This window comes from Paraburkholderia bryophila (assembly GCF_003269035.1).
GTDB lineage: Bacteria > Pseudomonadota > Gammaproteobacteria > Burkholderiales > Burkholderiaceae > Paraburkholderia > Paraburkholderia bryophila.
In genome coordinates, this window is sequence record NZ_QLTK01000016.1 from 63093 (window position 1) to 76365 (window position 13273).

Consider the following 13273-nt stretch of genomic DNA (forward strand, 5'->3'; position numbering starts at 1 on the left):
GGACCGGCGCCGCGCTCAGTTGACGAGCGTCGGAATATTGGTGAGCGTCTGGCGCAGATAGTCGAGCATGGTGGTCAGCATCCACGGGCCGGCGATCACCATGGTCACGGCAATCGCGAGCAGCTTCGGAATGAACGACAAGGTGGTTTCGTTGATCTGCGTGGCGGCCTGGAACAGGCTCACCACCAGACCGACCACCAGCGCGACCAGCAGCAGCGGCGCGGCGAGCAGCAGGCCGACATACATGGCCTGGTGCGCGAGCGTCATGACGGATTCTTGATTCATGGCGAGGGAACCGGAGAGCGTGGCGGGCGCGAGGCCCGATTAAATAGCGTGCTTAAACGAAGCTCTGCGCGAGCGAGCCGAGCAGCAACTGCCAGCCGTCGACCAGCACGAACAGCATCAGCTTGAACGGCAGCGAGATGGTGGCGGGCGACACCATCATCATCCCCATCGACATCAGTACGCTCGCCACCACCATGTCGATGATGAGGAACGGAATGAAGATCGTGAAGCCGATCTGGAAACCCGTTTTCAGTTCGCTGGTGACGAACGAGGGCACCAGCAGCGACAGCGGCACGTCTTCCGGACCTTGCATGGGCGCGGCGTGCGAGATACGGGCGAACAAGGCCAGGTCGGTTTCGCGGGTCTGCCGCAGCATGAAGGTCTTGAACGGCGCGAGACCGCGGTTGACCGCCGTTTCCATCGGAATCGTGCCGTCGGAGAAGGGTTTGTAGCCGTCGTTGTAGGCCTTGTCGAGTACCGGCGACATGACGAACAGCGTGAGGAACAGGGCGAGACCGACCAGCACCTGGTTCGGCGGCGTGGTGGCCGTGCCGAGCGCCTGGCGCAGCAGCGACAACACAATGATGATGCGCGTGAAGCTCGTCATCATCAGCACCATCGCCGGCAGGAACGACAGCATCGTGAGCAGCAGCATGGTCTGCACGCTCAGCGAATAGGTCGTACCGCCGTTCGGGCCGGGGCTCGTGTTGAAGGCCGGCAAACCGGCGGCTTGCGCGAACGACAGCGTCGGCAACGCGAGCAGCAGCGCCGGGACGGCCAGCGGTGCGACGCGGCGGCTTACGCGGCCGAGCGCGGCAATGGCGGACGAATCGGTGCGAGGCATGCGAGCGGATTGCGCGTGACGCGCTGAAGAAAGACTGAACTGCATTAACGAACCCCGTTGCCTTGCCCGTTGAAACGTTTGCCCACTTCGCCTTTCAACGCATCGCGAAAGCGTTGGCCGAAGCTGCCGGGCAAGGCGGCGCCCGTGCCGGGCGAGGCCGGCGAGGCGACGCCGGCGGGATCGAGCGCGGCCGAACCGGCCGGCATCGTATGAAGGAGTCGCACATTGCCGGGCGCCGTGCCGAGCACGAGCCACGTATCGCCGATTTCGACGACCGCGACGCGTTCCTTGCCGCCGAGCGAGGCGCCGCCGACGGTTTTCACGAGGCCGCCGCGACTGGCCGGCTGCAGGCCGAAACGGCGTGCGAGCCAGCCGCACGCGAACACCAGGCCGATCACCACCAGCAACGCGAAGATGGTTTGCAAGACCGCACCGACGCCCAGTGCCGGAACGGCCGTTCCGGCGCCGACACCGGAGGCGATCTTCGCGGCGTTGTTGACCGCGTTCATGTCGGCCGCGAGCGCCGCAAGCGGCGCGGCTAGCAGGGCGATCGAGGCCGAAGCGCGACCGGCAAGGCGTTTCATCGATTCAGCTTCCGGATACGTTCGGACGGCGTGATGATGTCGGTCAGACGGATACCGAACTTGTCGTTCACCACCACCACTTCACCTTGCGCGATCAGGCAGCCGTTGACCAGCACGTCCATCGGTTCGCCGGCCATGCCGTCCAGTTCCACCACCGAACCCTGCGCCAGTTGCAGCAGGTTGCGGATCGCGATCTTGGTGCGGCCGAGTTCGACGGTCATCTGGACGGGAATGTCCAGAATCATGTCGATGTCGTTGCGCGTCGTGGTGGGTTCGACCTTTGACAGCGGCTGGAACACGCCCGCCGTGGTCGGGTTGATTTCTTCGTTGTCGTTCTGCTCGGCGAGGGCGCTGGCCCAGTCCGCCATTGCCGTTTCGTCGTCGGCCGAAACTTCGTCGGCCGCCATTTGGGGCGCAGTGCCGGCCAGCTCGGTCTCAGGCTTTGCGTTCAGATCACTCATATCCACCTTCCTTCATCGTGTCGGCTGCGCTGATCATTTTCTGGACCCGCAACGCGTACTGACCATTGAAAATACCGTAGCCGCATTCCATCACCGGCACGCCATCGACCTTCGCGGTGATGTGTTCGGCAATGTTGATCGGCAGAACATCGCCTTTGCGCATGTTCAGAATTTTTTCGAACGTAATCGGCACCTGCGCGAGGTCGGCGGTCAGTTCCACTTCCGCGGCCTGGACCTGCTGCGACAGCACGCGCACCCAGCGGCGATCGACTTCGAGTGCTTCGCCCTGAATCGGCGACACCAGAACGTCGCGAATCGGTTCGATCATCGAATACGGCATGCAGATGTGCAGCGTGCCGCCGGTCGTGCCGAACTCGATCGAGAACTGGGTGACGATGACGATTTCGTTCGGCGTCGCCACGTTGGCGAACTGCGTGTGCATTTCCGAGCGCACGTATTCGAACTGCAGCGGACGCACGCTTTTCCACGACGCCGTGTAGTTGTCGAACACCAGGTTCAGCAACTTGTTGATGATGCGCTGTTCGGTCTGCGTGAAATCGCGGCCTTCGACGCGGGTATGGAAACGCCCGTCGCCGCCGAACAGGTTGTCGACCACGAAGAACACCAGGTTCGGGTCGAACACGAACAGCGAGGTGCCGCGCAACGGCTTCACGTGGACCAGATTCAGGTTGGTCGGGATCGGCAGGTTGCGGGTGAATTCACTGTACTTCTGCACCTTCACCGGACCGACGGAGATTTCCGCCGAGCGCCGCATGAAGTTGAAGATACCCACGCGCAGCAGACGCGCGAAGCGGTCGTTGATGATTTCGAGGCCGGGCATCCGGCCGCGGACGATGCGTTCCTGCGTCGCGATGTTGTAGGGGCGTACGCCCACACGTTCGCTGGTCTCGGCTTCTGAATCCGTTTCGCCGGTGACGCCCTTGAGGAGGGCATCGACCTCCTCCTGGGACATGAACTCTTCGTGGCCCATTCCTTATTCCTCGTGCGTACCGTGGCGGTTGATGGTGGCAGCGCTATGCAACGTCACTGGGGACGTCACTGCACGACGAATTCGGTGAACAGCACGTCCTCGACGTGGATCGGCGCTGCGCCCTTGTCGGTCGGCTGTTCGATCAGCGTCTTGAGTTCGGAGGCGAGTGCGCGCTTGCCGTCGAGCGGGGCGAGATCTTCCGGGTGTTTGTTCGACAGTGCGAGCAGGATGTGGCTGCGCACTTCCGGCATATGGTCGGTGAGTTCCTGCTGGGTGCGGGCGTCGCCGAGCTTGAGCGTCAGGCCGATGCGCAGGAAGTGTTGCTGGCCGTCGTCCGATTGCAGGTTGACGGTCATCGATTCGAGCGGGAAGAACAGCGGCACGGCGGGCGGCGTCGGCGCGGCGGCTTCAGTCGATGCGGCGACGGGCGCGCGTTTGGACATGAAGAACCACACACCCGCGCCGGCGGCGCCAGCGGCGATGATCGCGATGACGGCGATCAGGATGATGCGCTTCAAGGGGCCCGGGGAAGCGGGCACGGCTTGCTGGTTTGCGGTTGTGGTTGCCATGAGGTTTGCTTTGCTTGCCTTTAGTGCTGGTGATGGTGATTGTTGTTGATTTGCGCGGTGCGCGATGGGTCGAAAAGAAGGGTTATTGAGGGCTATCTCTGGTTTTTAGTTTTTGGCTCTGGCGGGGGGCTGTTGGGTTTTGTGTTTTGGTTTTGTTGGCCTTTCCTTGATTTGTTAGTGGTCTATTGGCGTTCCCCCTGTGCGGGGGGGCACCTACTTTTCTTTGCATGCCGCAAAGAAAAGTAGGCAAAAGAAAGCGGCTCACACCGCTAACTTTTAAGCGGGTCCCTCGCACAGCCACGATAGTGGCTCATCTGGAATCCGGGGCCTCGCACACTTCGCGCCAGTGACAAAGCAGTCATTCATCCGGCGGCGCTGCGCGCGCCCCCGGGCACTCCAAACCCCAGGCGGATTAACCGCCGGTTTTTGGGGCACCTCGCCGAGGCGAAGCCGACGGCCCCCACGGAGCAACCGAAACTACCGGCCGAACCGTTCCGGCGAGCGCGAAGCGCGAGGCGGGATGAATGATTGCTGTGTCACGAACGCGGAATGTGCGAGGGGACCGATTCCAGATGAGCCACTACCGTGACTGCGCGGGGGACCCGCTTAAGAATTAGCGGTGTGAGCCGCTTTCTTTTGCCTACTTTTCTTTGCGGCAGGCAAAGAAAAGTAGGTGCCCCCCGCACAGGGGGAACGCCAATAGACCACTAACAAAGCAAGGAAAGGCCAACAAAACCAAAAAGCAAGCCAACTAGGCAAAAGTATCAACCAGCCCAACAGTCCGTTTAACGGGAACAGCAACAACGCCAGAAGCCGAATCATCCCCACTGCCGGAGGCAAAAGAACCGCCACTACGCCCATTCCCACCACCACCGGACGCCCCCCCAGACTGCTGCCCGCCCTGCTGCCGGGCAAACCCATCACTCACGCTTGCGCTCCCCAGCCCGATCCCGTTCTGCTCCATCGCCTCCCGCAACTTCGGCAGCGCGGCCTCGACCGCCTCCCGCACCGACTGATGCTGCGAGACGAACAACGCATGCGCGTGGTTATCGGCAACCTGCAAAACAACCTGCAACGGACCCAGATCCTTGGGATTCAACGTCAGCTCAGCGCTCTGCGTATGCGCATTCGACAGAAACACCACCTTCTGACTGAACGCGTCTTCCCAATCCGTCGTGCCCACCTGCGGCGCCAACGCATTCGCTACCTGTGCCGCCCCGGCGTTAGCGGTGCTCTGCACCGCCGTCGTCACGCTCGCCGCACCTGCGGCAGCCTGCGTCGCGGCCAGCGCGGCGGTCGCCGCGTCAGCCGCATTCTTGAACGAGCCCAGATCGTCTGTCTGAGCGCCGGCGCCGGCAACACTCGCGCCCAATGTGTCCGCCGCCGCCTTGGCCGCTGCGGAAGGATCCGCCGTCACCGCCGCCGTCAGCGCGGTCTTCGACGCGCTCGATCCCTTGCCGTCGCCAAACAACCCCGCCGCCAACGTTTTGCCGTCCGTCGTGCCGTTCAGATCGCCATTCGCCCCGGCCGTGCCGCCCGCCATCGTCGCTGCACCCGCCGCTGCGCCGCTCGCCAGCGCCTGTTGCGGCACCACGCCCTGGCCGCTTGCCAGTGCGGCCAACGCTGCCTGCAAGGCGTCCTGCGATGTTTTTGAATCCGTTGCGCCGGTTTTCTTGCCCGACGTGCCGCTCGTCGTGCCGTCAGCGGTCGTGCCCGCCAGGGTGTCCGGCAGATCGGTCGCGGCCGTCGTGGGATCCGGAAGCGTCGGGGTCGCCACGGCGTTTGCGTCGGCCTGAGCTTGCGCCTGGGCCTGCGCTTGAGCCGCCGCGGCGGAGGACGTCGTGCCCGCATTGGCCTGGTTCGCCGCGTTGCCGGATTTGGCCGACGGGTTCGTCGTATTGCCCGTCGCCGCCTGCTGCGCATTGCCCGATGACGAAGCCGACGTCGTCGTACCCGTCGCATTGCTGCTGCTGTTTGCGTCGCTCGCGCTCTTCGTGGACGGATCGGGCGGCGGCGGCGCGTCATGCACGCTCGACGTCGACGCGGATGAAGCCGACGAAGCCGCAGGCGGGGAAGCCGGCGTCGGTACAACCTGTTGCTGTCTTGCGGCCTGCGCGGCCTGTTGCTGCGCAGCCTGCTGCTGCTGCGCGGCTTGCTGGGCAGCCTGTTGCGCTGCCGCCTGCTGTTTGGCGCTCTGCGCCGCCGCGCTGCTTTGCTGGTCGATGCTCTGCTGCAGCGTTTGCGAGAACGGCTGGACATTCGCCGCGGCGGCGATCGCCGCGTTCGTGGACGAGCTGCTGGCGGTGCCGAGCAGTGAGCCGATCTGTGAAAGTGGCGACATAGGGAATCCTGTCAATCCGTCAAACGGGGTGTTCAGTCAATCGAGGCGGGTATCGTGCCGGGGTGCGTCATGCGCCTTCGGCACGCATCCTCAGAATTCGGGCGGCGTGTTCGTCGGCGTCGCGCTGGTCGCGCCGCGCCAGGGTTTTCGCTTCGGCCGCGTCGCCGCGTGCCTGCAGCACTTCGTACGAGCCGAGTTTCTGCTTCTGGCGTTGCCAGTCGGGCTTGGCGGCCTCGACCCGCGCGTTGGCCGTCACCAGCAGATTGCGCTGCTGGTCGATGGCGGCGTCGAGCGTGTCGATAAAGGCCTGAAAATTACGCATGTTGCCGGCTGGCATGCCCGTTTGGGCTGTGGCCGTGAAACGCGCGTGATATTCGTCGCGGTACTGCACGAGTGCGTCGAGCTGCGCCTCTACGTCGTTGCGCTCGCGCTGCGCGCGGCCCAGACGTTGCGCGGCGGCATCGACATCGTCCTGAGCCAGGCCGATAAGGGTCTTGATCGGAAAGTGTTTCGCCATCGTCAGCCTCCTTGGGCAAACAGCGCGTCCAGCATCTCGAGACTCGGTTCAAAGTTCGCGCACTCGCGATAACCTTGCTGCAAAAAGGCTTCCATCCGCGGATACAGCGCAATCGCCCGGTCGAGCAGCGCGTCGCGCCCACTCGAATAGGCGCCGACGTTAATCAGATCGCGGTTGCGCTGATAGCGCGACAGCATCTGCTTGAACATACGCGTCTTTTCCAGATGGTTATCGTCGATCAGCGCGGTCATTGCCCGGCTAATCGACGCTTCGATGTCGATCGCCGGATAGTGTCCAGCCTCGGCCAGCGAGCGCGACAGCACGATGTGGCCGTCCAGAATCGCCCGCGCGGAATCGGCGATCGGATCCTGCTGGTCGTCGCCTTCGGTCAGCACGGTGTAGAACGCGGTGATCGAACCGCCGCCCGCCGGACCGTTGCCGGTCCGTTCCACCAGCGCCGGCAGCTTGGCGAACACCGACGGCGGATAGCCCTTGGTGGCGGGCGGTTCGCCCACGGCCAGCGCGATCTCGCGCTGCGCCATCGCGTAGCGGGTCAGCGAGTCCATCAGCAGCAAAACGTGCTTGCCCTGATCGCGGAAATACTCGGCCAGCGAGGTCGAATACGACGCGGCCTGCATCCGCAGCAACGGCGAAACGTCGGCCGGGGCGGCGATCACCACTGAGCGCGCCAGGCCTTCCTCGCCGAGAATCTGTTCGATGAATTCCTTCACTTCGCGGCCGCGCTCGCCGATCAGGCCGATCACGATCACCTCCGCGCTGGTGTAGCGCGCCATCGTGCCGAGCAGCACCGACTTACCGACGCCCGAGCCGGCGAACAAACCCATGCGCTGGCCACGGCCCACGGTTAGCAGCGAGTTGATCGCGCGCACGCCGACGTCGAGCACCTTGTGAATCGGCTCGCGATGCAACGGATTGATGACCGGCGCGGACAGCGGCGCGTCGGCATGCGTGCCGAGCGGGCCCAGCCCGTCGAGCGGACGGCCGGACGCATCCAGCACGCGGCCGAGCAATTCCCAGCCGACCGGCAGGCGTTTCGCGCCCGCCATCGGATCGGCGATCGGCGCGCTTTCGAGCGGATAGACGCGCGCGCCGGGGAGCAGGCCGATCACTTCGGTGGTCGGCATCAGAAACAGTTTGTCGCCGGCAAAGCCGACCACTTCGGCTTCGGCCATCGGCCGCGAACTGCCGGGCGGCAGTTCGATCATCACTTCGGCGCCCACCGACAGCCGCAGGCCCACGGCTTCCAGCACCAGGCCCGCGGCGCGCGTCAACTTTCCGCAGGCTCGCATCGGCTTGGCGATCGCGTTGCGCGCGCGTAGCGCGTCGAGCCGGCCGCGCCAGGCTTGCATGTGCGGGTTGTTGTCGAGCGCCGGATCGTAGGGGGCGTGAGCTTGCGCGGCAGCGGCAGCAGCCGAGGCCGTGCCGGATGCGGCCTGGGCGGCAAGCTTGGCGGCGGCGGATTCGCGGCTGGCCGCCGCGCCGGTGGCCGGATGCGCCAGCGCCGGATCGCGCTGGGTCGAACCGGCCGAGGCCATATCCGCGGCGCCCGTTGCCGGGCTATCCGTCAGCGCTTCGGCGCCGAACGACGCGAGCGCGAGTTCGCGCTCGAGCGGCGTCAGGTCGCTGGCGCGGATATCTTCGAGCGTCGGCTTCACCACGTGCTCACCTTGCCGAGCGCAGCGGCGACGCGCTCCCAGCGCGTGTCGATGCCGGCATCCACTTCGCCGGTGGCGGCTTGCGCGCGGCAGCCGCCGCGTTCCACCGCCGGATCGGTCCGCACGGTCCAGCCGCGCGTTTGCAGCTCTTCCATCAGATAGGCTTCGACGACGGGCAGATCGGCGGGGCTCACGATCAAGGCCGGCGCGCCGATCAGCGTGGGCTCCGCGGCCAGCACTTCACGCGCGGCGGCGATCAGCGCGGTCGGATCGTGCTGCACGTGCTGGCGCACGACCTGTTGCGCAATGTCCAGCGCGAGCGCGACCAGCGTGTCGGAAATCGCGCCCTGCGCGCCTTCGAGCGCCACCTTGAAGGTCTCGGCCAGCGCCGCGAGCCGCGCCGCTTCTTCGCGCGCTTCACTCTGGCCTTGCTCGAAACCTTGCGCATGGCCCTGGTCGTAACCCGCCTGATAACCAAGCGCCTGACCCGCCACATGACCGGAAGCGATGCCCTGTGCATGAGCGGCGTCGCGCAGGCGTTCGAGTTCGGCTTCGAACGCGCCGTCGTCGACTTCGGGTTCGGGCGGCGCCGGCGGCACCGGATCGAACGAGGCCATCTCCCAGCGCTGGTAGGCCGAGAGCCGTTCCTTCGCCGAGGAGTTCTGATCAGACATATGCATCTTCCGCCTTGCCGCCTAGAACGATCTGGCCGCTTTCCGCCAGGTTGCGCACGATCTGCAGGATGCGGCGCTGCTGCGTCTCGACTTCGGAGACGCGGACCGGGCCGCGCGCATCGAGGTCTTCGGCGAGCAGTTCGGCAGCACGCTGCGACATGTTCGACAGGAACTTCTGGCGCAGCGCGGGCGCCGCGCCCTTCAGCGAGATGATCAACGCTTCGGACTCGACTTCCTTCAGCAGCAGCTGGATCGCGCGGTCTTCCAGATCGAGCAGGTTCTCGAACACAAACATCTGATCAATGATCTTCTGCGCAAGTTCCGCGTCGTACTGGCGCACGTTCTCGATGACGCCTTCTTCATGGTTGCTCGACATGAAGTTGAGAATTTCGGCCGCCGTGCGGATCCCGCCCATCGGGCTGCGCTTAAGGTTGTCGCTGCCGGACAGCAGACCGGTCAGCACATCGTCGAGTTCGCGCAGCGCGGCCGGCTGGATGCCGTCGAGCGTCGCGATCCGCAACAGCACGTCGTTGCGCAGCCGTTCCGTGAAGCAGGCGACGATTTCCGACGCCTGATCGCGGTCCAGGTGAACGAGGATCGTCGCGATGATCTGCGGGTGCTCGTTCTTGATCAGTTCCGCGACGGCTGCCGAGTCCATCCACTTCAGGCCTTCGATACCGCTGGTATCGCTGCCTTGCAGAATCCGGTCGATGATCGCGCCGGCCTTGTCGTCGCCGAGCGCCTTGGTCAGCACCGAACGGATGTACTCGTTCGAATCCAGCGACATGCCGGTGTGCTGTTCGGCCTCGCGCACGAACTCCTGCAGCACGACGTCGATCTGTTCGCGGGTCACGCTTTTCAGCGCGGCCATCGCCACGCCGATCTTCTGGACTTCACGCGGCCCGAGGAACTTGAATACCTGCGCGGCTTCTTCCTCGCCGATCGACATCAGCAGGAGCGCGCTCTTCATTACGCCTTCAGCGCTCATCAGTCACCCAATTTTTCACGACGGTTGCAACGATCTTCGGATCCTGGCGCGCGATGCTGCGGGCGAATTCCAGGTTCCGCTCATATTTGTGCTTGGCGTTTTCGAGCGCCAGCATCTCCGCGTCGCCTTCCAGTTCGGCGACGGTGCTCACCCCCGCGCGCTCGGCGGCCGGGATGCCGTCCAGCAGGATCGGCTCGTCCGGCGAATTCAGCGCGGCGACAGCGACCGGCTCCGGCGGCGGGAATGCGCGGCGCAGGGCCGGCTTCACCATCACGAAGTACAGGAACAGGGCGACTGCGCCGATGCCGAGGTAGGTCGCGATCTGCTTGGCGAGCGCGATCATGTCCGGCGTGCGCCACCATGGCAGGTCGGCGTTCGGATCGACTTCGGTGCTGAACGAACTGTTGACCACGTTGACCGAGTCGCCGCGCGACGCGTCGAAGCCCATGGCGTCCTTCACCAGCTGATTGACCTGCGCGAGCTTGTCGGCGGTGACCGGCTGCATCGTCACGTGGCCCTTGGCGTCGACCACGCGCAGATAGTTGACCACCACCGCCACCGACAGACGCTTGATGCCGCCCATCGGCTGTTCGAGGTGACGTACCGTCTTGTCGAGTTCGTAGTTGGTGGTCGAGTCCTTGCGGTCGCTGACCGGCGTGGTGGTCACGCCGCTTGCGCCATTCGGCGCGTTGATCGGCGCCGAAGCCGGTTGCGGCGGCTGGTTCGACAGCGCGCCCGGTACGCCCGACGCGCCGCCTTGCGACATTTCGGTGGCGCTGCTCGATTGCTGGCTGCGAATCGCCGCCTGCTGCGGGTTGCCGTTCGGGCCGTAGTTTTCCGAGGTCTGTTCGGTACGGGAAAAGTCGATATCCGCGCTGACCTGCGAATGCGCGTTGCCGGCGCCGAACAGCGGCGCGAGGATCGAGTCGATGCGCTGCTGGGTGTTGCGTTCGATCTGCTGGCGGTACTTGAGCTGCGAAGCGTCCAGACCGCTGCCGCCGGACGGCTGCGTCAGCAGGTTGCCGTCCTGGTCGAGGATGGTGACGCCCTTGACCGGCATATCCGGCACCGCCGACGACACCATATGGGTGATCGCCAGCACCTGGCCTTCGTCGAGCGCGCGGCCCGGATACAGATTGACGAGCACGGACGCCGACGGCGCTTCCTTGTCGCGCACGAACACGGACGGCTTCGGAATCGCCAGATGCACGCGGGCCGACTTCACCGACGAAATCGATTCGATCGTACGTTCCAGTTCGCCTTCCAGCGCGCGCTGATAGTTGATCTGCTCGGCGAACTGGCTGATGCCGAACTTCTGGTTGTCCATCAGTTCGAAACCGACCGAGCCGCTCTTGGGCAAGCCTTGCGACGCGAGCCGCAGACGCATTTCATGCACCTGTTCGGACGGGACGAGAATCGCGCCACCGGAGTCGGAGAACTTGTAGGGAATGTTGGCGGCCTGCAGCGCGGTGATGATCGCCCCGCCGTCGCGGTCGGACAGGTTGCTGTAGAGCACCTTGTAGTCCGGCGCCCGCGACCACAGGAACAGGCCCGCGACCACGGCGATCAGCAGCGCGACCGCGAAAATCAGCGGGGCACGCGGGTTGCCGCGCATTTGCGCGAGGCCCGACAGGCGCTGACCAAAGTTGCCGCCGAGGTTGCCCCCCAGGCCGCCGAGGTCCGCGCCGCCGCCTGCCTGGCCTGCACCGGGGACACCGGTGCCGGGCTGCGCGCCGGCGAGGCCCATGCGGGCGTCGGGGTTGATCAAAGAGTTGGCTGACGAATCCATGCGTCGGGTATCTCCGGGATGCCTTTGCGTTCTGCCGCCTCACCGCACCGAGGTCGGCGGGCGTACGGACAGAGACTTTCACCATTGAAATTATCCGCAGCGCGGCTCAAGCCGATTGCTTGAATAGAGCGGGGTTTCCCCCCTAGTTTCGGGGCTTTCCCGTATGCGCCGCTGCTATGCTTTCATCCCAGATCGGTACGGTTCTGGCATGCCGGTCGTCATTCCTGGAGAGAACATGACTATGCCCGTGAACGCGCTTTCGTCGGCGCTGCAACAGATGCAGTCGATGGCGGCGCAAGCGGCCGGCGGCAATAACACCGTCGCCGACCAGTCCGGTGCGGCTACGGCCGGCGGCTTCGCGTCCGCGCTGAAAGCGTCGCTGGACAAGATCAGCGGCGATCAGATGACCGCCGCCAACGAATCGAAAGCGTTCGAACTCGGCGCGTCGAACGTGTCGCTGAACGACGTGATGGTCGACGGACAGAAAGCCAATATCGGCTTCCAGTTCGGCCTGCAGGTGCGCAACAAACTGGTGTCCGCCTACAACGACATCATGCAGATGCAGGTTTAAGTGCGTTCGGGCGGCAAGGCTCACCCGCCCGCCCGAACCGCCGTTTGCCGTGTGGCCCTGGCGGGCCGCGTCACATGACGCCTTAATCCTCCTTACACCGGCCTAAAGCTTTCCCGCTGCGTATCCGATAACCAGATACAGGCAGAAATCCGGGTGCGGCAACGTGCCCGGACGGAATGTCATGACCAACCGCTGTGCAAGAGAGGAGGAGCGCCGATGTTTTCCCCAGGACACTCTGGAGCCAATGCGTACGCACGCGTGGGCGTCGAGACAGGGGTGATGGGCGCGAGTCCGCATCGTCTGATCGTGATGTTGTATCAGGGCGCCCGGCAGGCGATCGCGCAGGCGCGCATGCATTTGCAGCAGGGCAATGTGCCGGCTCGTGGAGAGGCGATCGGCAAGGCGATTCAGATCGTCGAAAGCGGGCTGCAGCAGTCGCTCAACGTTGATGCGGGCGGCGAGATTGCGGGGCGGTTGGACGCGCTATATGGCTATATGTCGCGCCGTCTGCTCGAAGCCAACGTAAAACAGAGCGAGGCGATGCTGGTCGAGGTCGACGGCCTGCTGGCGACACTCGAAGAGGCATGGATCGGGATCGCCCCGGAAATCGCGCGGATGGCGGCCCAGCCGGCCGCGGAAAGCATGAGATGACATCGAACGCAGAATACTTCGCCCGCTACGAGGCGATCGCAGCGATTTCCTGCCGCATGCTGATAGCTGCAAAGCGCGCGTTGTGGAACGATCTGGTCCACTTGCAAGAGGAATACCGGCATCTGGTGGACGCGTTGAAGGACGCCGAGACCGGCGTCAGGCTCGACGAATCGGAGCGATTACGCAAATACGCGCTGATCCGGCAGATTCTCGCCGACGACGCCGCGATCCGCGATCTGGCGAATCCGCGCATGGCGAATCTGTCGGCGTTATTCGCAGGCCGGCCGACGCGCGTGCTCAAGGAGCTGTACGGGGCGCGCTGAGTCCGCGCT

The 13273-nt window shown here is 64.7% G+C and carries 15 protein-coding genes; 3 read left to right on the plus strand and 12 right to left on the minus strand.

What is annotated here, in order from left to right:
• Positions 1–15: 15 nt before the first annotated feature.
• The 12 genes from fliQ to fliF form a co-directional block, all read right to left on the minus strand.
• Complete coding sequence (fliQ, locus tag BX591_RS21890; RefSeq protein ID WP_035554507.1) at positions 16–285, minus strand: flagellar biosynthesis protein FliQ; 270 nt, start codon at positions 283–285, stop codon at positions 16–18.
• A 52-nt stretch (positions 286–337) separates the two neighbouring features.
• A complete protein-coding gene (gene fliP, locus BX591_RS21895) occupies positions 338–1129 on the minus strand; it encodes a flagellar type III secretion system pore protein FliP (protein WP_420849403.1) in 792 nt (263 codons plus the stop codon).
• 44 nt (positions 1130–1173) lie between these two features.
• Entirely contained in the window at positions 1174–1713 is a 540-nt protein-coding gene (gene fliO, locus BX591_RS21900) for a flagellar biosynthetic protein FliO (RefSeq protein WP_111933403.1), read from the minus strand.
• Positions 1710–2174 carry a flagellar motor switch protein FliN gene (gene fliN, locus BX591_RS21905; protein WP_111933404.1) on the minus strand — a complete coding sequence of 155 codons (465 nt, stop codon included), beginning with the start codon at positions 2172–2174 and terminating at the stop codon, positions 1710–1712. The genes fliO and fliN overlap by 4 nt, the downstream gene beginning before the upstream one ends.
• Positions 2167–3165, minus strand: coding sequence for a flagellar motor switch protein FliM (gene fliM, locus BX591_RS21910; protein WP_111933405.1), 999 nt, complete (start codon positions 3163–3165; stop codon positions 2167–2169). Before fliM ends, fliN begins: the two co-directional genes overlap by 8 nt.
• Positions 3166–3230: 65 nt before the next feature.
• Positions 3231–3734, minus strand: a complete 504-nt coding sequence (gene fliL / locus BX591_RS21915) for a flagellar basal body-associated protein FliL (protein WP_111933406.1) — start codon at positions 3732–3734, stop codon at positions 3231–3233.
• A gap of 751 nt (positions 3735–4485) precedes the next feature.
• A complete protein-coding gene (locus BX591_RS21920; protein WP_111933407.1) occupies positions 4486–6075 on the minus strand; it encodes a flagellar hook-length control protein FliK in 1590 nt (529 codons plus the stop codon).
• Positions 6076–6142: 67 nt separating this feature from the next.
• Entirely contained in the window at positions 6143–6592 is a 450-nt protein-coding gene (fliJ, locus tag BX591_RS21925) for a flagellar export protein FliJ (protein WP_111933408.1), read from the minus strand.
• 2 nt (positions 6593–6594) lie between these two features.
• Entirely contained in the window at positions 6595–8271 is a 1677-nt protein-coding gene (fliI, locus tag BX591_RS21930; RefSeq protein ID WP_111933409.1) for a flagellar protein export ATPase FliI, read from the minus strand.
• Positions 8265–8948, minus strand: coding sequence for a flagellar assembly protein FliH (fliH, locus tag BX591_RS21935; RefSeq protein ID WP_176343109.1), 684 nt, complete (start codon positions 8946–8948; stop codon positions 8265–8267). Before fliH ends, fliI begins: the two co-directional genes overlap by 7 nt.
• On the minus strand, positions 8935–9930 hold the full coding sequence (gene fliG / locus BX591_RS21940; protein WP_111933411.1) for a flagellar motor switch protein FliG: 996 nt from the start codon (positions 9928–9930) through the stop codon (positions 8935–8937). The genes fliH and fliG overlap by 14 nt, the downstream gene beginning before the upstream one ends.
• Positions 9920–11719 carry a flagellar basal-body MS-ring/collar protein FliF gene (gene fliF, locus BX591_RS21945; protein ID WP_111933412.1) on the minus strand — a complete coding sequence of 600 codons (1800 nt, stop codon included), beginning with the start codon at positions 11717–11719 and terminating at the stop codon, positions 9920–9922. The genes fliG and fliF overlap by 11 nt, the downstream gene beginning before the upstream one ends.
• Before the next feature lie 235 nt (positions 11720–11954).
• Here fliF and fliE point away from each other — a divergent pair, with 235 nt between their 5' ends.
• The 3 genes from fliE to BX591_RS21960 all read left to right on the plus strand — a co-directional run bounded on the left by fliE (position 11955) and on the right by BX591_RS21960 (position 13264).
• A complete protein-coding gene (gene fliE, locus BX591_RS21950; RefSeq protein WP_111933413.1) occupies positions 11955–12290 on the plus strand; it encodes a flagellar hook-basal body complex protein FliE in 336 nt (111 codons plus the stop codon).
• Positions 12291–12506: 216 nt separating this feature from the next.
• Positions 12507–12941, plus strand: coding sequence for a flagellar export chaperone FliS (fliS, locus tag BX591_RS21955; RefSeq protein WP_111933414.1), 435 nt, complete (start codon positions 12507–12509; stop codon positions 12939–12941).
• Positions 12938–13264: a flagellar protein FliT gene (locus BX591_RS21960; RefSeq protein WP_111933415.1), complete on the plus strand. Its 327-nt coding sequence runs from the start codon at positions 12938–12940 to the stop codon at positions 13262–13264. Before fliS ends, BX591_RS21960 begins: the two co-directional genes overlap by 4 nt.
• Positions 13265–13273: the final 9 nt, after the last annotated feature.

Coding starts and splice junctions, on each gene's coding strand:
- fliQ (WP_035554507.1), bottom strand. CDS start 285: ATGAATCAAGAATCCGTCATGACGCTCGCGCACCAGGCCATGTATGTC.
- fliP (WP_420849403.1), bottom strand. CDS start 1,129: ATGCCTCGCACCGATTCGTCCGCCATTGCCGCGCTCGGCCGCGTAAGC.
- fliO (WP_111933403.1), bottom strand. CDS start 1,713: ATGAAACGCCTTGCCGGTCGCGCTTCGGCCTCGATCGCCCTGCTAGCC.
- fliN (WP_111933404.1), bottom strand. CDS start 2,174: ATGAGTGATCTGAACGCAAAGCCTGAGACCGAGCTGGCCGGCACTGCG.
- fliM (WP_111933405.1), bottom strand. CDS start 3,165: ATGGGCCACGAAGAGTTCATGTCCCAGGAGGAGGTCGATGCCCTCCTC.
- fliL (WP_111933406.1), bottom strand. CDS start 3,734: ATGGCAACCACAACCGCAAACCAGCAAGCCGTGCCCGCTTCCCCGGGC.
- BX591_RS21920 (WP_111933407.1), bottom strand. CDS start 6,075: ATGTCGCCACTTTCACAGATCGGCTCACTGCTCGGCACCGCCAGCAGC.
- fliJ (WP_111933408.1), bottom strand. CDS start 6,592: ATGGCGAAACACTTTCCGATCAAGACCCTTATCGGCCTGGCTCAGGAC.
- fliH (WP_176343109.1), bottom strand. CDS start 8,948: ATGCATATGTCTGATCAGAACTCCTCGGCGAAGGAACGGCTCTCGGCC.
- fliG (WP_111933411.1), bottom strand. CDS start 9,930: ATGAGCGCTGAAGGCGTAATGAAGAGCGCGCTCCTGCTGATGTCGATC.
- fliF (WP_111933412.1), bottom strand. CDS start 11,719: ATGGATTCGTCAGCCAACTCTTTGATCAACCCCGACGCCCGCATGGGC.
- fliE (WP_111933413.1), top strand. CDS start 11,955: ATGACTATGCCCGTGAACGCGCTTTCGTCGGCGCTGCAACAGATGCAG.
- fliS (WP_111933414.1), top strand. CDS start 12,507: ATGTTTTCCCCAGGACACTCTGGAGCCAATGCGTACGCACGCGTGGGC.
- BX591_RS21960 (WP_111933415.1), top strand. CDS start 12,938: ATGACATCGAACGCAGAATACTTCGCCCGCTACGAGGCGATCGCAGCG.